This window comes from Variovorax raffinosi (assembly GCF_051216615.1).
Taxonomy (GTDB): Bacteria; Pseudomonadota; Gammaproteobacteria; order Burkholderiales; family Burkholderiaceae_C; genus Variovorax.
On sequence record NZ_JBPJZR010000003.1, the window covers coordinates 473,305 to 491,066 of the forward strand.

General features: G+C 67.6%; 11 protein-coding genes and 1 pseudogene. 6 read left to right on the plus strand and 6 right to left on the minus strand.

All coding sequences use genetic code 11. The annotated features are described in order from the left end of the window. Positions 1-80 precede the first annotated feature (80 nt). Both ACSFB7_RS13360 and ACSFB7_RS13365 read right to left on the minus strand, forming a co-directional pair. Positions 81-1,583, minus strand: coding sequence for an ArnT family glycosyltransferase (locus ACSFB7_RS13360; protein WP_435470768.1), 1,503 nt, complete (start codon positions 1,581-1,583; stop codon positions 81-83). Further along, complete coding sequence (locus tag ACSFB7_RS13365) at positions 1,577-2,596, minus strand: glycosyltransferase family 2 protein (RefSeq protein WP_435470770.1); 1,020 nt, start codon at positions 2,594-2,596, stop codon at positions 1,577-1,579. Before ACSFB7_RS13365 ends, ACSFB7_RS13360 begins: the two co-directional genes overlap by 7 nt. Positions 2,597-2,787: 191 nt before the next feature. On the opposite strand from ACSFB7_RS13365, the pseudogene ACSFB7_RS13370 reads away from it, so the two are divergent. After that, positions 2,788-2,865, plus strand: a pseudogene (locus tag ACSFB7_RS13370) (DNA-binding response regulator); the annotation flags it as partial. Positions 2,866-2,927: 62 nt separating this feature from the next. Here ACSFB7_RS13370 and ACSFB7_RS13375 read toward each other — a convergent pair. Both ACSFB7_RS13375 and ACSFB7_RS13380 read right to left on the minus strand, forming a co-directional pair. After that, positions 2,928-4,592, minus strand: coding sequence for a ShlB/FhaC/HecB family hemolysin secretion/activation protein (locus ACSFB7_RS13375; RefSeq protein WP_435470772.1), 1,665 nt, complete (start codon positions 4,590-4,592; stop codon positions 2,928-2,930). A 28-nt stretch (positions 4,593-4,620) separates the two neighbouring features. Further along, on the minus strand, positions 4,621-11,547 hold the full coding sequence (locus ACSFB7_RS13380; RefSeq protein WP_435470774.1) for a YDG domain-containing protein: 6,927 nt from the start codon (positions 11,545-11,547) through the stop codon (positions 4,621-4,623). Between the two features lie 185 nt (positions 11,548-11,732). Between ACSFB7_RS13380 and ACSFB7_RS13385 the strand changes: the two genes are divergently transcribed. The 3 genes from ACSFB7_RS13385 (at position 11,733) to ACSFB7_RS13395 (ending at position 14,920) form a co-directional block, all read left to right on the plus strand. Beyond that, complete coding sequence (locus tag ACSFB7_RS13385; RefSeq protein WP_435470776.1) at positions 11,733-12,440, plus strand: response regulator transcription factor; 708 nt, start codon at positions 11,733-11,735, stop codon at positions 12,438-12,440. 118 nt (positions 12,441-12,558) lie between these two features. Then, positions 12,559-14,454 (plus strand): sensor histidine kinase, encoded by a 1,896-nt coding sequence (locus ACSFB7_RS13390; protein WP_435471045.1) that lies wholly within the window; start codon positions 12,559-12,561, stop codon positions 14,452-14,454. Between the two features lie 22 nt (positions 14,455-14,476). Next, positions 14,477-14,920, plus strand: a complete 444-nt coding sequence (locus ACSFB7_RS13395) for a hypothetical protein (RefSeq protein WP_435470778.1) — start codon at positions 14,477-14,479, stop codon at positions 14,918-14,920. Between the two features lie 43 nt (positions 14,921-14,963). Here ACSFB7_RS13395 and ACSFB7_RS13400 read toward each other — a convergent pair whose 3' ends face one another. After that, entirely contained in the window at positions 14,964-15,296 is a 333-nt protein-coding gene (locus ACSFB7_RS13400) for a collagen-like protein (RefSeq protein WP_435470780.1), read from the minus strand. Positions 15,297-15,593: 297 nt separating this feature from the next. On the opposite strand from ACSFB7_RS13400, the gene ACSFB7_RS13405 reads away from it, so the two are divergent. Then, positions 15,594-16,718, plus strand: coding sequence for a sensor histidine kinase (locus tag ACSFB7_RS13405; RefSeq protein ID WP_435471047.1), 1,125 nt, complete (start codon positions 15,594-15,596; stop codon positions 16,716-16,718). A gap of 39 nt (positions 16,719-16,757) precedes the next feature. Further along, positions 16,758-16,991: a hypothetical protein gene (locus ACSFB7_RS13410; RefSeq protein ID WP_435470782.1), complete on the plus strand. Its 234-nt coding sequence runs from the start codon at positions 16,758-16,760 to the stop codon at positions 16,989-16,991. Between the two features lie 27 nt (positions 16,992-17,018). Here the strand turns inward: ACSFB7_RS13410 and ACSFB7_RS13415 are convergent, their stop codons facing one another. Next, a complete protein-coding gene (locus ACSFB7_RS13415) occupies positions 17,019-17,711 on the minus strand; it encodes a response regulator transcription factor (protein WP_435470784.1) in 693 nt (230 codons plus the stop codon). Positions 17,712-17,762: the final 51 nt, after the last annotated feature.

Sequence of the window (17,762 nt, forward strand, 5' to 3'; positions counted from 1 at the left end):
CGCAGGTATCGCGCCATCGCGATACCTGCGACCGCTCTTCGCGATACCCGCTTCGGCGGGTATTTTTTCGTCCGGCGGCCTCAGCCGCCGGATACGCCCTCTCGCAGGAACAGGCGATACGCGCCTGCATCGCCCACGGCCCGCAGGCCATGCATGTCGAGCGGCGGCAGGCGCGGCAGAACGGAAAGCGGCACCGCAATGAACAAAGGGGTAGGCGATGGCTCGCCAAGCACGGCGGCCAGTTGCCGGACATCTGCAATCTGCAGGGCATGCCCGTTCGAATAGAACGAGGCCGAGAGCATGTGCGCCTGCATGAATGCCAGCGGAACGTCGGGACGACGTTGCACGGCGTGGAGTTGCACCACCGCTTTCGCCGACTCGCTGTCGGCGCGGCCACCCAGAGTCAGTGCGATCAGTCCTGCGCCGAGCAGCGTGGTGCTGGCCAGCGTACCGGCCAACAATGCGCGCCGCGCGAGCCGCGCATCGAGGCGACCGAGGTACCGCGCAACCCACAGTGCCATGGGCGGCAGCCCGGGGAGCACATAAGTCCAGAGGGTATTGCCGGCCGCGGTGAAGACAACGCACGACGCCAGGCCGCACATCAAGAGATAGAGGCCAAAGGAAGGCTTCGCCGACTCGCGTCCATGCTGTTGCGCAACGGGCCACCCCTTTCTTCTCGCCCGCCATGCGACCCACGGCAACACGATGCTCCACGGCAAGCTGGCGATCAAGCCAAAGAGCCAGATGGTTCCACGCGGAAAGGCATGCGCCGAACCGTAGCGATCGCCCTGCCAACCGGCCACCACGAAGCGGCTCCAATGCTCGCCGACGAAGAAATACGACAGGAATCCCGGCGTCTTCCACTCGGCCAGCGCGTACCACGGCGCAACGGCGGCGAGCAGCAGAAGTCCGCCTCGCAGCCATGGCAGCGCGCGCCATGCGAGCCGGACATTGCCCGTCCACAAGGACCAGGCCCCAAGCGGCAGAAGCACCAGCACCCACCCCACCGGCCCCTTGGCCAGGGCGCAGATCCAGAGACCGATAAAAAACAACCAGCTTTCGCGTCGCGTGTCTGCGGACGATCCGTGCAATGCCAACCAGAAGCCGCGCGTCGACAGCAGCACGCCCAGGCACAGCACCATGTCGGTCATCACGGCCCCGGCGGATACCCAGAAAAGAACAGTGCTTCCAAGAACAGGCAGCACGTAGATGGCACGACGCATTCCGGTGCGGCGGGCCCAGTCGAAGGCCAGCAGCACAATCGTCACGGCCATCAGGAAATGCGGCAGCCGGACCGCGAACTCGCCGACGCCGAACATCCGCATGCTGCCGGCGGACAGCCAGAACGACAGCGGCGGCTTGCCCCAGAACGGCCTGCCGTCCGCGATCCACGGCGTGATCCAGTCGCCGGATTCGGCCATCCGGCGCGCGATCTCGCCGTAGCGGCCCTCGGTCATGTCCATCAACGGATAGGCACCCAGCGATGCAAGGCGCAGCAGGGCCAGCGCGATCAGCAGACCGACGACACCACCGCCGAGCGACAAGCGCGCGACGCGCCAGGCACGGGCCACCGAGGTCAGCACGGGCTGCTGGCGATGTGGCTGTCCATCTTCGGCGCTTTCGCCGGCAGGAAGACATCGATGAGAAAGATCGGGCGATGCTTCGCCTCGGTGAAGATTCGCGCGACGTATTCGCCCAGCACACCGATGCAGAGCAGTTGCAGCCCCCCGAGAAATAGCAGGCTCACGATGAGGGTAGGAAACCCGTGCACCGAGTCGCCCACGATCAGGGCCTTGACGAAGAAGTAGAGGGCGTAGGCGAAGGCGCCACCGGCCGTGGCCAGTCCGAGCCAGGTGGCGAGCCTCAGCGGCATGGCCGAGAACGAAGTGACGCCTTCGACGGCCAGACCGACCAATTTGAAGAAGGGCCATTTGGTGGAGCCGGCCGCACGCGCATCGCGGTCGAAGTCGAGGGTCGTCTGCGGAAATCCGATCCAGGCGAACAAGCCCTTCATGAAGCGCCCGCGCTCCGGGAGCCGGTTCAACGCGTCCACCGCGCGGCGGCTCAGCAAGCGAAAGTCACCCACATCGCGAGGAATCGACACCTCGCTGATGCGTTCGATGAAACGATAGAAGGCCCTGGCCATGCCGCGCCGCAGCCAGGACACTCCGTCCTGGCTGCGGCGGCGCATGTTGACGACATCGAAGCCGTCCTGCCATGCCTCCACCATGAGGGGGATCAGCTCGGGCGGGTCCTGCAGGTCGGCATCGATGACGACCACCGCCCTGCCCCTGGCCAGCTCCAGGCCGGCGCTCATCGCGGCTTCCTTGCCGAAATTGCGCGTCAGGCGCGCATACGCGATCGCTGGATGGCTCGCGTGCAGCTCTTGCAGCAAACGCGGCGTATCGTCGTCGCTGCCGTCATCGACATACACCACTTCATACGGCAAGCCGATGCCTTCGAGCACACGACGCAATCGCCGATGGAACTCGGCGAGCACCGCCTGTTCGTTGAAGACAGGCACCACGATGCTGAGCGAGACCGACGGCTGCGGGCCACCCGACGACCGAGGCAGTTGCGATGAGAGCAGGTTCATTGAAGTCCGGGAGGCGCTGCGATGCCGGGACGGTATCGACGGCCCCGATCCGCCATTTGCACCCCAGTCACGGTATGCGGAACGGCGTCGATGGGAGCGACGCGACTCTAGGAAAGGCAACTGACAGTCATCCGTCGTGAACATGACGAATATGTCATCGCGCTGCGCCTGCGGAAGTTGCGCAGCAGGCGGCGCCTGCGGGCAGCGAATCGACACCGCTGTCGGCCCGCGAGAAAGAAGTGCTCGACCTCATCACCAAGGGCTTCACCGCGCATCGCGACCACGGCGGCCGTGCCCAGCCTCGCTGCCGGCGGCTCGACCAGCGGCAGATTCAGAACATGGCGGCGAGTTGCCCCCACAGGCGAGGCCCGCGACTCATACCGGGCTGGGCCGCATCGCGCCCCATCGGCCACGCGACAGTGAACGAAAAGCTCAGCCGCTCCGTGCTCCACAGCACGCCCATCCCCGCGCCTTCGAGGTGACGGCGGTTGCTGTCGCGGGTCCAGGGGCGGCGGTTGGTCTTCACCGAACCCGAGTCATGGAAGGCCAGCACCTGCCAGCCGGGTGCGGCCTGCCAGCGCAGTTCCGCCGTGGCCAGCCAGCCTTCGTCCCCGTTCGCCTCGCCCTGTGCGTAGGCCCGCACGCCCTGGCTGCCGCCAAGGCTGAACTTCTCCGCCGACGCGAGGTTCCGATTCGCCTGCTGGCCACCCAGGCTCAGCGCCAGCGCGAGCCCCGGCGTCAGCGCCTGCAGGCGCTGCAACTGGTAGTTGAACTTGCTGAAGCTGCCCGCGCTTTTTGCACTGGCCGCGTCCTGCAGCAGGCTGTCCGCGTCGAGCTTGAGCCGTCCTGTCGTGAGGTTCAGCGCCAGCGCATTGCGCGCACCACCGCCCACGTCGTCCTGCCAGTCGCCATTGAGGCCGAGCACGATGTTGCGCAGGTCGCTCTTCGTCGTGGTCGCGGTGCGGCCCACGGTGTCGCGCAGGGTCTTGTCGTCGAACTGCAGTTGCGCGTACCAGTTCGCCGTCTGGCTGCGCAGCAAGGGCTGGCGCAGGTAGATGCTGGTGATTCGGGCGTTGCCGTCCGCATCGAGCGCTTCGAAGTTCTTGCCGAGGCGGTAGTGCATGTTCGAGTACGCCACGCCCACCCGCGTGCCCCACTCGCCCAGCGGCAACTGGTAGCCGATGCGCTCGTAGTGCAACCGCGCGTCGCTGGCCTGCAGCCGCAGGCTGAGCTGGTCGCCGCGATCGAGCGGGTTGTTCCAGTACAGGCTGGTGCCCACGCGGTACTGGCCGGTGTAGACGCTGCCGTAGCTGTCGAGGTCGACGCTGCCCTGGAACGCGCGGGTCTTCTGCACCTCGACCAGCAGGTCCGAGGCGCCGACTGCGGTGCCCGGCCGCAGGGTGGACTGGATCGCCACGCCGGGCAGGTCGGCCAGCGCCAGCAGGCTGCGCTGCAGCGTCTGCTCCTGCACGGCCGACTGCAGCGGCAGGCGCTGCAGCGGCGCCAGTGCCGAAGCATCGAGCCCCGCTGCGTTGCGCAGTTCAACTTGGCCCAGCGTGCCTTCGAGCACGGCGATGTCGAGCGTGCCGCCCTTGACCTCCTGTGCCGGCAGGTAGGCGCGGGCGACGAGGTAGCCGGCTTCACGGTAGTGGCGGGTGATGCGTTCGGCCAGCCCGGTGAGTTCCGCAAAGCTCAGCTCCTTGCCCACGGCATCGGCTACAAGACGCTGCAGAGCGTCGGTGGTGAAAGCGGTGTTGCCGCTGAAACGGATGGCGAGCAGCGCCACGCGCGGGCCGCCTTCAGGCACCCGGCTGACGACAGGGTCGGCCACCGACAACGTGGGCGTCGGCGCAGGCGGCAACGGCACCGGGCCGCGCGGCTCCTGCAGGATCTGGCCCGCATCGGGCGGTGCGGCGAAGGCTTGCGCTGCGGCAAGCGCCAGCGCGCTGAACAACAGGGCCTGCGGAAGACGGCAGGTGCGGAACATGGAAGGCATCAGGGCGTGTCTCGTGAAAAAGGGGGCATCAGTTGCAGGTCTGGCCCGGGGCCAGTCGCATGCCGCAGTCCTGCACGTTCAGCACCGCCGTCTGGCTGCTTGATGCAGCGCGCTCCGGTGGCTGGAACTCCGAAGCCGGCGGGTCGGCCTGCAAGCGTTGCTGGACGACGCGCAGCAATGGATCGGTCGTTGTGACCGGCGTGACCGGCACCGCCGGCGCGACGGGAACGACGGGCGCGGCGCGCACGAGCAGCGTGCCGTCCGCGAAGCTCAAAACGTAGTTGTCCGCGCCGAGCCCGCTGACGGCGATGCCGTAGCTGCCCGCGCCCATCGCGCCCTGCGCGGTGCCGCCATAGAGCAGGCTTCCGGTCAGCACGCCGCTGCTCTCGCCGGCCACGAAGCCGCTGTAGTGCACGCCGTTGCCACCGCTGTAGGCGCGGCCGTCGGCGGTCTTGCTGTCGTCGTTGGCCGTCACGGTCAATGCGGCGCGGCCGATGTCGGCGGTGGTCGTGCCGCTGTTCGATGCCAGCACATAGTTGCCCGCGTCGCTGCCCGACAGGCTGCTGGCGTAGTTGACCGTCTTGCCCGTGCCGGCGTTCCTGTCGCCGAACGCACCGCTCTGCTGCAGCGCGACGCTGTCGCCCGCGATGAGGCCATTCAACGTGCCGCCGTTGAGCGTGGCCGTGGTGGTGCCGTCGTAGGTCTTATTGGCCGCGGTCGTGCCGTTGACGGACAAGGTCGCGCGGGCGATGTCGGCCGTGGTCGTGCCGCTGCCCGACGCCAGCACATAGTTGCCGGCATCGCCGCCGGTGATGCTGCTGGCGTAGCTGACGGTCTTGCCCGCCCCTGCGTTCTTGTCGCTGAATGCGCCGCTCTGGCTCAGCACCACGCTGTCACCGGCGATCAGGCCATTCAGCGCGCCGCCGCTCAGCGTGGTGGCGGTGGTGCCGTCGTAGGTCTTGTTGGCCGCGGTCGTGCCGTTGACGGACAAGGTCGCACGGGCGATGTCGGCGGTGGTCGTTCCGCTGCCCGACGCGAGCACGTAGTTGCCGGCGTCCGTGCCCGACAGGCTGCTGGCGTAGCTCACCGTCTTGCCGGTGCCGGCGTTCTTGTCGCCGAAGCTGCCGCTCTGGTTGAGTGCGACGGTATCGCCGGCGATCACGCCGCCCAGTGCGCCACCGCTCAGCGCTGCGCTCGTGGTGCCGTCGTAGACCTTGTTGGCGGCGGTCGTGCCGCTGACGATCAACTTGGCCGCCGCGATGTCGGCCGTGGTCGCACCGCTGCCCGACGCCAGCACGTAGTTGCCGGCGTCGCTGCCTGCAATGCTGCTGGCGTAGTTCACCGCCTTGCCCGTGCCGGCGTTCTTGTCGCCGAAGCTGCCGCTCTGGCTCAGCGTGACGGTGTCGCCCGCGATCACGCCACCCAGAGTGCCGCCGTTGACCGTGGCACTCGTGGTGCCGTCATAGGTCTTGTTGGCCGCCGTCGTGCCGCTGACGGACAACGTGGCGCGGGCGATGTCGGCCGTGGTCGTGCCGCTGCTCGATGCCAGCACATAGTTGCCGGCATCGCCGCCGGTGATGCTGCTGGCGTAGCTGACGGTCTTGCCCGTGGCCGCGTTCTTGTCGCTGAACGTGCCGCTCTGGCCGAGCACCACGCTGTCGCCGGCGATCAGGCCACCCAGGCTTGCACCACTGAGCGTGGCGGACGTGTTGCCGTCGTAGGTCTTGTTGGCGGCGGTCGTGCCGTTCACCGTCAAGGTCGCCGCGTTGATGTTCGCGGTGGTCGTTCCGTTGCCGGATGCCAGCACGTAGTTGCCGGCATCGCCGCCCGAGAGGCTGTTGGCGTAGTTCACCGTCTTGCCCGTGCCGGCGTTCTTGTCGCCGAAGCTGCCGCTCTGGTTCAGCGCCACGGTGTCGCCGGCGATCACACCGCCCAATGCGCCGCCGCTCAACGTGGCGGCCGTCGTGCCGTCGTAGGTTTTGTTGGCCGCAGTGGTGCCGTTGACGGACAACGTGGCGCGGGCAATGTCCGCCGTGGTCGTGCCGCTGTTCGACGCCAGCACGTAGTTGCCCGCGTCGCTGCCCGTGATGCTGCTGCCGTAGTTGACCGTCTTGCCCGTACCGGCGTTCTTGTCGCCGAACGTGCCGCTCTGGCTCAGCGTGACGGTGTCACCGGCGATCACGCCACCCAAGGCGCCGCCGCTCAGCGTCGCGGCGGTCGTGCCGTCGTAGGTCTTGTCGAGCGCCGTGGTGCCGTTGACCGACAGCGTGGCGCGCGCAATGTCGGCGGTGGTGGTTCCGCTGCTCGACGCCAGCAGATAGTTGCCGGCATCGCTGCCCGCGATGCTGCTGGCGTAGCTCACCGTCTTGCCCGTGGCCGCGTTCTTGTCGCCGAAGCTGCCGCTCTGGCTGAGCGTGACGGTGTCGCCTGCGATGAGCCCACCGAGGCTGGCGCCGCTCAGCGTGGCTGCGGTCGTGCCGTCGTAGGTCTTGTTGGCCGCCGTGGTGCCGTTGACCGACAACGTGGCGCGGGCAATGTCGGCCGTGGTCGTGCCGCTGCCCGACGCGAGCACGTAGTTGCCGGCATCGCCGCCCGACAGGCTGCTGGCGTAGTTCACCGTCTTGCCGGTGCCCGCGTTCTTGTCACCGAAGCTGCCGCTCTGGTTGAGCACGACGGTATCGCCCGCGATCACACCGCCGAGTGCGCCGCCGCTCAACGTGGCGCCCCTGGTGCCGTCGTAGGTCTTGTTGGCTGCGGTGGTGCCGCTTACGGTCAACGTCGCCGCGCCGATGTCCGCCGTGGTGCTGCCCGCCACCACGAAATAGTTGCCGCCGTCGCTGCCGCCCAGGCTGTTGGCAATGGTCACGGTCTTGCCGGCACCGGCGTTCTTGTTGCCGAAGGCACCGCTCTGGCTGAGCGTGACGGTATCCCCGCCGATCACGCCGCCCAAGATGCCGCCGCTGAGCGTGGCGGCGGTCGTACCGTCGTAAGTCTTGTTGGAGGCCGTGGTGCCGTTGACGCTCAACGCGGCGCGGGCAATGTCGGCCGTGGTCGTGCCGCTGTTCAACGCCAGCACGTAGTTGCCGGCATCGCCGCCTGCGATGCTGCTGGCGTAGTTGACCGTCTTGCCCGTGCCGGCGTTCTTGTCGCCGAAGCTGCCGCTCTGGCTCAGCGTGACGGTGTCGCCGGCGATCAGGCCGCCCAGAGTGCCGCCAGCGAGCACGGCGCCGGTGGTGCCGTCGTAGGTCTTGTTGGCGGCCGTCGTGCCGTTCACCGTCAAGGTCGCGGCGCCGATGTTCGCGGTGGTCGTGCCGCTGCTGAATGCCAGCACGTAGTTGCCCGCATCGCCGCCCGCGATGCTGCTGGCGTAGTTCACCGTCTTGCCTGTGCCGGCGTTCTTGTCGCCGAAGCTGCCGCTCTGGCTCAGCGTGACGGTGTCGCCACCGACCACGCCGCCGAGGCTGCCACCGCTGAGCACGGCGCCGGTGGTGCCGTCGTAGGTCTTGTCGGCGGCCGTCGTGCCGTTGACCGTCAACGTGGCGGCGCGGATGTCGGCCGTGGTGGGCGTGAGGCCCGCCAGCACGATGTAGTTGCCGGCGTCGCTGCCCGAAAGGCTGTTGGCCACGTTCACGAACTTGCCCGTGCCCGCGTTCTTGTCGCTGAAGGTGCCGCTCTGGCTCAGCGTGACGTTGTCCCCGGCAACCAGCCCGCCCAGGCTGCCGCCGCCGACTGTCGCGGCCGTGGTGCCGTCGTAGGTCTTGTTGCCCGCCGTCGTGCCGTTCACCGTCAGGGTGGCGGCGGTGATCGTAGCCGTGCCGGCGGCAAAGCTCAGGTCGTAGCCCAGTTGCGACGAGTACAGCCCGCCGATGCCGATGCTGTAGCTGCCCACGTTCTTGCTGCTGCTGTTGCCGTAGGCCACCATGCCGAGGATCAGGCCGCGATTCGCGCCGGGGTCGCTCGTTGCATAGCCGCTGCCGCTGCCGAAGGCGGTGGTGCCGTCGTAGGTCTTGGTGGCGCTGTCGGCGCTCACGGTCAGCCCGGTCATGAACGCGCGCAGCATCGGCGCGGTGCTGCCTTCGTAGATGCGCCAGACCGCCGAGCTGCCGCCGGTGGTTGCCATGTCCCAGCCGGCGAAGCTGCCGGCCTGCATCATCTGCGCGCTGGTCAGCCCGGTGCCGCCGCCGCTGCCGCCCTGCCCGGTGGTCTCGGTGTTCCAGTAGCTGTTGCTGGTGCTTCCGCCCAGGTTCCAGCCCACCAGGCCGCCCGTCGCGGAGGGGCCGGTGACCTGGCCGCTGGCGTAGGCATTGCTGACACTGTCCTGGTTCTTCCCGACCAGCCCGCCGGTGCCCTCGCCCCCGCCGCTCACGCTGCCCGTGGCATAGACGGTGTCGATCGAGCCGCCTGTGTTTTCACCCACCAGCCCGCCGACACTGTCCCCCGGGCTGCTCACATTGCCGGTGGCAAAGGCGCTGGTGATGGTGCCGCCGCTGGTGTTCGTGCCGACCAGGCCACCGATGGCGTAGGAAGTGCCCGTCACGGTGCCCGTTGCATAGGCGTTGGAGATGCTGGCCGCCTGGTTCTGCCCCACCAGCCCGCCCACCCGTTGCTGGCCCTCGACGTTGCCCTTGGCATAGACGCTGTCGATCGTGCCGAGGTTGGAGCCGACCAGGCCGCCGACGTAGGAGTAGCCCGCTCCACGGACATTGCCCGTGGCATAGGCATTGCGGATGGTCGCGCCGGCTCTGTTCTGGCCCACCAGCCCGCCCACGTTGTTGCCGATGCCGCCGGTGCCCGTCACCAGGCCCGTGGCATAAGCGTTGGTGATCGTGCCCGCACTCTGGCCCACCAGCCCGCCGATGAGGCTTGCGGTGCCGGTCACCTGGCCGCCCGCGCGCACGTTGCTGAGGTTGGCGCCGCTGGTGGTGATGCCGACCAGCCCGCCGAGGTAGTTGTTGCCGCTCACCGCGCCCGTGGCGTAGGCGTTGTCGATGTGCCCGTCGCCACCGCCAGCCAGCCCGCCGATGCCGCGGTCGCCACTCACGTCGCCGGTGGCATAGGCGCTGTCGATCGCGCCGTAGCTGCGCCCGACCAGTCCGCCGACGTACCGCGCGCCGCCGCTCACCCGGCCCGTGGCGTAGGCATTGCGGATGCTGCCGGTGCTGCTGTTCTCGCCGACCAGTCCGCCCACGGAATCGGAGGCCCCGCTGACGCTGCCGGTGTTGTAGGCGTTGAAGATGCTGCCGCCGTTGCGCCCGACCAGCCCGCCGGTGGTGCCGCCCGCGCTCAGGCTGCCGCCCGCCAGGCCGATGTCGCGGACCATCGAGCCGGCATCCGTGGTGCCGAACAGCCCCACGGCCCCGCTCGTCGAAACGATCTTCAGGTTGGAGATGGTGTGGTACAGCCCCGCGAAGGTCCCGCCGAAGGCGTTGCCGCCCGCGGCCACCAGCGCATCGCCGTAGGTCGTGCCGGCTGCGTCCAGGTCCTGCGCCAGCGCATAACGCCCGCCCAGGCCCTGGCTGTTGATGGCCAGCAGGTCGGCCATGCTGTGGATCAGCCGGTACGCGTTGCCGTTGATGGCGAGCGAGGCGTTGGCGCCGCTGAGCGTGACCGGCGCGGCGAGCTGGTAGTCGGTGCCGCTCGCGACGCTCCCGGTGCTGCCGTAGTTGCCGAAGTTCAGCACCAGCCCCGCCGTGGCGCCGGTGGCGGTGATGGGCGCGTTGATGTTGATGTTTCGCCAAGCCTCCAGCGTGAGCACCGTGTTGGCGCTCCAGCTCACCGCCGCATTGACGTTGATGTCGCCCGGGTCGCTGCCCGCGCCGTTGCTGGTGCGCAGCGTCACGCTGTTGTTGGCGAGGTTGCTCGCCAGCGTGACGGCGCCGATGCCGCTGGCCGTGCCGCCGGCGCTGCCTGCGCTGACGGTGAAGTCGGTCGGATCGATCAGCCAGGTCCCCGTCTTGCCGCTGTCCGACCGCGTGCTGACCCTGGCGCCTTCGGCCACCTGCACATGCGCGCCGCTGGTGTCGACGAAGCCGCCGTTGCGGCTGCCGGCGGCGGATGCATCGAGGCTGCCCGCCACCTTGACCGTGCCGCCATTCATGCCGCCCAGCAGCAGGATGGCGCCGCCGCTGCTGTCGATGCCCTTCGCCTCGATCACGCCCTCGTTGTTGACCACCGTGTCCAGCAGCGCATTCTTGGCGCTGGCGCTCAGGATCACCGTGCCGTTGTCGGCGCGGATCAGCCCCTTGTTCTCGGCCAGCGCGTTCAGCGTGCCTTCATCCACCTGCACCGACAGCAGGCGGTTGCCGCTGAAGTCCAGCGACACCCTGTCGCCCGCAGCCAGCGCGGCGGTGCCATTGGCGGTGGTGATGGTGCCGGTGTTGCCCAGCAACGCCACGTAGCCGCCGGTCAGGTGGCCCTGGTTGACCACGGCGCCCTGCGTGCCGTCGCCCGAGAAACTGCGCTTGCCGGCCATGAAGTCGGCATCGCTCAACGACAGCGTCGAGGCCACGAGCCCACCGACATTGACGCTGGCGCCGTTGCCGAACAGCACGCCATTGGGGTTCAGTATCCACACCTGCCCGTTGGCTGTGAGGCTGCCGTGGATGGCCGAAGCCTCCGTGCCCGTGACGCGGTTCAGCGCAATCGCGCTGCTGCCCGGCTGGATGAAGTTGACGCTCTCGCCCGCGGCAATGCCGAAGCGGGCCCAGTTGATCGACAGGTTCTGGCTGCCCTGGACGATGGTGGTCGTGCCGCCGTTTTGCGTGATGCTCCCGCTGCCCGCGCTGATGCTGCCGCCGCCGGGCGCAGCCCATGCCCCCGCACCCGACACGGCGGCGCACAGGGCCACGACAACAGCGCCCCGCCCTGCCGACTTGCCGCGCCCCTTGGCCGTTTCAGGCGCGGGAACGCAGCGATGGGCCGCGTGATTCCAGACAAGGCGATAGGCGTGGTTCAAGGTGAGACCTCAACGAAACTGAAAGATGGAAATGGGGGTGCCCGATGCGCCGCGCGGCGACGTCGTGCGCACGGCCTGCGCGGGGTCCGTGGCTGCGGCCGGATGCTATGGGCGGCGGCGGAAGTTGTCCGTAGAACGAATGCGCTACGGGCCCCCTCTTGAATCCGTCGCAAAATGGCGCCCCGATGCAACGCGCGCGCACCGAACAGGACCAGCCCCCCATCCACGTCGTCATCGTCGAGGACGACCCCTGCTTCAGCGATGCACTGAGCCAGGTCGTGCGGGACGCGCCGGACATGCGCCTGGCAGGCCTAGCCAGCACACGCGCCGCGGGACTGGCCATGCTCCAGGGGCCGCCGGCCGATGTGCTGCTGGTCGACTTGGGCCTGCCGGACGGCTCGGGCATCGACGTCATCCGCGCCGCGGCGCAGCAGTGGCCCAACTGCAGCATCATGGTCAGCACCAATTTCGGCGACGAGATGCACGTGATGCAGTCGATCGAGGCCGGTGCCGCCGGCTACCTGCTGAAAGACAGCTCCCCCACCAAGACCGTCGACGAAATCCGCAGCCTCGCCAGCGGCGGCAGCCCGATCAGCCCGCTCATCGCACGGCAGGTGCTCGAGCGCTTCCGCCAGGGCGTGTCGGGCGGCAGCACTGCCACCGGTACCCAGGCGGCGTCTGCGGGCAGCGAATCGACACCGCTGTCGGCCCGCGAGAAAGAAGTGCTCGATCTCATCACCAAGGGCTTCACCGCGCACGAGATCGCCAAGCTCATGCAGTTGTCCCACTTCACGGTGCGGACCTTCGTGCGGCGCATCTACACCAAGCTGAAAGTCACGTCCAAGGCGGAAGCAATCTACGAGGCAAGAACCCAGGGAATACTGGCTGATTAGTAACATTGCGAGAAAATAAGTTACATATGCGGTGCGTCCGCTCCGGACGCGCCCTTCCCAACGCCCCTTGAACCACCGCCCCGCGCCCTTTCTCGCCATCGTGGTGCTTGTGTTTTCCATGGCCCTGCTGGCCGCCGTGGGTGCCCTGTTCGGCGGAGCCGGTGGCGAGCGCCAGCCCGAGGCGCTGCTGCACATGACGCAGGCCGACTGGCAGGTCGAGGACGCATCGGGTTTCAGCGCACCACCGCTCACGCAGGACAGCACGGCCCTGCCGGACACCTGGGAGCATGTGGAGCTGCCGCTGGCGCTGCCCATCGCGCTGCTGCGCCAGGCCAAGGACGGCGCCTCCGGCGGCGCCACCCGCGTCACGTGGATCAAGCTGTCCGCGCGCGACCTGCCGCCCACCTCGGGGCCGCTGGCGCTGTACGGCGTGCGCGTCAAGACGGACGGCACCATCGCGGTCTATGCCAACGGCCACCTCGTGCACCGCGCGCAGCAACAGGGCCCGTTGTGGAACAGCACCCGCACCCCGCTGTGGGTGATGCTGGAGAAGAATGCCGACGGCACGCCGCTGAACGAGATCCTGCTTCGCCTGGAGCACACCCAGAGCGCGCAGGTGGCGCTGTCTTCGCTGTGGCTGGGCCCGCCCGAAGCGCTGCGGGGCAGTTATCGCCTGCGCGAATGGTTGCAGCAGGAACTGCCCGCGATGCTCAGCGCGGCCTTCATGGCCGTGGGCGTGTTCGCGCTGTTCGTGTGGTTCAAGCGCCAGCATGAAATGGGCTACCTGCTGTTCTTCAACCTCGCCGCCACGTCCTTCCTGCGCGGCCTGCATTTCTACGTGGGCCTGCCGGTCGCCAACGACTGGTTTGCCTGGCTGACCGTCAACGCGCTGTTCTGGCTGGTGATGGTGGTGCACTTCTTCCTGCGCCAGTTGCATGGCCGGCCGCTCAAATGGCTGACCTATGGCGTGGTGGGCATCACGGCCACCATCGCGGTGCTGACGATGCCCAACCTCGCCATCCTGCGGAACACCCCGCAGGTCACGCCGCTCATCTACTCCGTTGCCGCGCTCATGGGCGCAGCCGTTTGCCTGGTGGGCGGCATCAGCGCCTGGCGCCGCTCCAACGAAGGCCGGCTGGTCGCGGCCGGCATCGGCGTGTGCACCCTGCTCGGCGTGACCGACTGGCTGCTGCAGAACAACTTCATCAGCCCCGAAGCCTGGTACCTGGGCGCCTACACCAACGCGGTGGCGTTCAGCGTGTTCGGCGCGCTGATGTACCGGCGCTATGTCGATGCCATCGCCGAGGTGGAAGACCTCAACGCCAGCCTGGCCGAGCGCCTGCAGACACGCGAAGCCGAACTCGAGGACAGCCACCGGCGACTGCGCGAAGTGGAGCGCCGCCAGACCATCAGCGACGAACGCCAGCGGCTGATGCAGGACATGCACGACGGCCTGGGCTCATCGCTGATCAGCGCCATCCGCTCGGTGGAAGTCGGCGGCATGAGCGACACCAAGGTCTCGCAGATTCTCAAGAGCTGCCTGGACGACCTGAAGCTCACGCTCGATTCACTGGAGCCCGTCGAGGCCGACCTGCTGCTGCTGCTCGCCACGCTGCGCTACCGGCTGGAGCCGCGGCTCGAAGGCACGGGCGTGTCGCTGCAATGGGAAGTGCAGGAGATGCCCGACCTGCCGTGGCTCGACCCGTCCAGCGCGCTGCACATCCTGCGCATCGTGCAGGAGAGCATCGCCAACATCCTTCGCCACACGCGCGCCACCGAAATCCGCGTCGGCACCGCGCTGTCGGCATCGGGCGTGCAGGTGACCATCGAAGACAACGGCCATGGCTTCGATGTCGACAAGGCGCTGGCCAATGCATCCGCATCGGGCCGGGGCATACAGAACCAGCGGCGGCGGGCGCAGGCGATCAAGGGCACGGTGAGGTGGGAATCGCGCCCGACCGGAACGCGCTTCGTGCTGTGGCTGCCGCTGGAGCGCGCGGTGCAGCCGGCGTGACACCGCGACCCGCGCGACTTTCATGCTGAAGACCCTGAACACGCTGCTGATCGTTGCAGAGATTCTTTTCATCGCGCTGCCGCTCTCCGTGTTGTCGCTGCTGGGAGGGGCGATCATCTTTCCGCAGTTCATGGGCACGCCGCACCCCGATACGCTGGGCACGGCGATCGCGCTTGTCGTGTCCTACATCGGGCTGTTCGGGTTCTGGGGAATGTCGCTGACCTTCCTGATCAGCGGTGCGGCCGGCATCAGGAAAGCTTCGCCCGTTCTATGGATGCCAATGGCACTGGGCATGCTCGCAACGCTCTCCTTCGTTCTGCGCGACATCTTTCCGAGCGCCAAGGCGTTCTTCGTTCTTTCGATGTTCGGACTTCCCCTGTGGATTCCCATCCTGCACATCGCGCTTTGCGTGGTCGCAAGCCATCGGATGCGCGATGACGAAGAAGCGGCAGTGCAAGCCGGCTGAGCCACTGCGGGCGCCTGCTCCTTAGCCCTCAGCCGGCGACGCGTCAGCGTGCAGGAGGAACGACTACGACGGTGTCGCCGCCCCCGGCACCCCTGCTGCCCGTATTGCCCTTGGCCCCCGTCGCACCGGTGTTGCCCTGGTTCCCCGGCTGGCCCTGATTGCCCGTGTCACCAGTGGCACCGGTATTGCCAGTGTTGCCCGTGTTGCCCTGATTGCCGGTCTCGCCCTGAGCGCCGGTGTATCCGGTGTTGCCGGTGTTCCCTCGTGCGCCCGTAGCGCCGGTGTAGCCCGTGTTGCCTTGTGGGCCCATGGGGCCGGTGCAGGCGCCTAGCGCGAGCAGGCCAAGGACGAGCAGTGATGGCAGTGTGTACTTCATGACGATTCCTTTGGAATGGGTGACACGCAGAAAAAACCGCGCGTCTCACTCTCGCCGTGGCGGTAGTCATCGTCTGTTCGCTCGCGCTCTTAGCCCCGGACACGGCCTGCGCTCCTACGGCCACACCGGCAGATCAGGTCATGTGCTTTTCGCGGCTGCCATCGCGCGTGCCGGGTCCGTTCGCTAGCGCACAGACGGGACTTCCCCGCGCGGGTAACGATGGACAAATACGCCTTGGACACCCAGCAGGCGTATTCATCGACGAACCCGGCGAGAGCCATCGAGGTCTTGAAACACATGCGCACCTTTCTCACCAACAACCGGGAAGAACTGGTTTCACGGTGCAAGTCGAAGGTTGCGCTGAGACCCCGGCGCGCCGCAACCGAACAGCAACTGGCCAACGGCATCCCCCTGTTCCTTGACCAGTTGATACGCACCCTTGCGGCAGAAGAGGCCGACGAACCTGAGGACAGCCTCAGGATCTCGGGCCCATCGGGCGGGGATTTGCTGGCCCTGTCGGAAATGGGCGTTACCGCCACGGCCCATGGCAAGGAACTGCTCAAGCTGGGATACACCGTCGACCAGGTCGTGCACGACTACGGCGACCTTTGCCAGGCGATCACGGACATGGCCTTCGAGCGCGATGCGCCCTTTGCCGTCGGCGAGTTCCGCACGTTGAATCGCTGCCTGGACAACGCCATCGCCGATGCCGTCACCGAGTTCAGCTACCAGCGCGATACGCAGATTGCGCGTCAGCAAAGCCTCGACGCGAACGAGCGCATGGGCTTTCTGGTTCACGAACTTCGCAACTCGCTGGGAACGGCAACCCTTGCGATCCACGCCCTCGAACTCAGCAACATGACTGTGCGTGGCGCCACTGGAACCGTCCTGAAGCGCAGCCTGTCCGCGATGGGCACCTTGATCAGCCGCGCGCTCGCCGAAGTGCGCAGCAGCGCGCCGGAACAGCGGCAGACATTTTCAGTTGCCGCCTTCATCAAGGAAGCTGAAGCCGCCGCCCAACTCGTTGCAAGCGCCGCGGGCTGTGCCTTCGAAGTGGCTCCTGTAGCCCCTCTGCTGGCCATTCGCGGCAATCGCGAGCTGCTGCTTGCCGCATTGACAAACCTCTTGCAGAACGCGTTCAAGTTCACCCGCCCTCACACCGATGTCGCCTTGAAGGCCTATGCGTTCGAAGAACACGTACGGATCGAAGTCGAAGATCACTGCGGAGGGCTGCCGCCTGGAAGCGCCACCAGGATGTTCGCCCCCTTCAACCAGCACAGCCATGACAAGACAGGCCTGGGCCTGGGTCTTTCCATCGCGCGCCAAAGCATCGAGGCCGACCTTGGCACGTTGACTGTTCAGGATGTGCCGGGCATCGGTTGCGTTTTTGCAATTTGCCTGCCGCGCCAACGGCTCGAATGACAGGCTTTCGGCACTGTCGCAACCTCGAGGAGACGCCCCATGGACATTCAATTGCTGATGAGGATCGGCCGCATGACGCCCCCTCGATGGCTCACCTTGTCGGCCGATGTCGCCGCGGCCAAACGGTTGGCTGCGGGCGGCATGATCGAAGTGACTGTGGAAGGGCACGGCAAGGCGAAGAGCTTCGCTCCCGAAGCCGTGCATGTGCAGGCGATCACCGACAAAGGCAGCTTGGCCATTGCCAGCGAGAAGGCCTGCGCGCAGCGGAGATAGGCACCCGGGTGCCGCATCGGAACGGGGTCAGGGCCTGATCAACGCCTTGGCGTGAAAGCGGTAGCCGGCATTGCGCGCAGTGTTGAGCGGCAGCGCCAGCCCGGTGGCATCGCTCACCTTGCGCCGAAGCCGGCGGATCTGGGTGTCCAGGCGGCGCTGGTCGTAGCTCAGGAAGTGTTCGCCGAGTGCCTGAACGATCTGTTGGCGGCTGGCGATTTCTCCGGCACCGCGCATCAACGCGTGCAGCACCGTGAGGTCTTGCTCGGACAGAGCAATCGACGGAAAGCCCGGCGCCGACAGTCGGCGCGCGCCCAGCTCCAGCACCCACGCGTCGGCCGGCAGCGCGGCGGGCGAATCCCCGAGGCGGCGGGACAGCGCTGCGAGGGTGGCGGCAAGTTCGTCCAGGTCGGCGGTCTTGGGCAGGTAGTAGTCGGCGCCGATGTCCAACCCCGCAACGCGGTCACGCGCGCCGCCGCGCGCGGTCAGCACGACGATGCCCAGCCGCTCGCCGCGTTCGCGCAACTCGCGGATGAGCGCCAGCCCGTCACCGTCTGGCAAGCCGAGGTCCACCACCGCGATGCCGTGACGCGCCGGATCGTAGCGGCGCCAGAAGCCTTCGAGCGAGCCTTCGGCATCGACCCGATAACCGTTGCCGGCGAGAAACTCGCTCAACTCCTCGCGCAGCACGGCCTCGTCTTCCAGCAGGATCACATCACGCATGGCTACAGGTTAGGGACAGGCGACGATGTGAATCTGAGCATTTCTGAGCGC

What these genes read in the sequence shown, in the direction of transcription:
- ACSFB7_RS13365 (WP_435470770.1), bottom strand. Translation starts at nt 2,596, where the DNA reads ATGAACCTGCTCTCATCGCAACTGCCTCGGTCGTCGGGTGGCCCGCAG.
- ACSFB7_RS13375 (WP_435470772.1), bottom strand. Translation starts at nt 4,592, where the DNA reads ATGCCTTCCATGTTCCGCACCTGCCGTCTTCCGCAGGCCCTGTTGTTC.
- ACSFB7_RS13385 (WP_435470776.1), top strand. Translation starts at nt 11,733, where the DNA reads ATGCAACGCGCGCGCACCGAACAGGACCAGCCCCCCATCCACGTCGTC.
- ACSFB7_RS13390 (WP_435471045.1), top strand. Translation starts at nt 12,559, where the DNA reads ATGGCCCTGCTGGCCGCCGTGGGTGCCCTGTTCGGCGGAGCCGGTGGC.
- ACSFB7_RS13395 (WP_435470778.1), top strand. Translation starts at nt 14,477, where the DNA reads ATGCTGAAGACCCTGAACACGCTGCTGATCGTTGCAGAGATTCTTTTC.
- ACSFB7_RS13400 (WP_435470780.1), bottom strand. Translation starts at nt 15,296, where the DNA reads ATGAAGTACACACTGCCATCACTGCTCGTCCTTGGCCTGCTCGCGCTA.
- ACSFB7_RS13405 (WP_435471047.1), top strand. Translation starts at nt 15,594, where the DNA reads ATGCGCACCTTTCTCACCAACAACCGGGAAGAACTGGTTTCACGGTGC.
- ACSFB7_RS13410 (WP_435470782.1), top strand. Translation starts at nt 16,758, where the DNA reads ATGGACATTCAATTGCTGATGAGGATCGGCCGCATGACGCCCCCTCGA.
- ACSFB7_RS13415 (WP_435470784.1), bottom strand. Translation starts at nt 17,711, where the DNA reads ATGCGTGATGTGATCCTGCTGGAAGACGAGGCCGTGCTGCGCGAGGAG.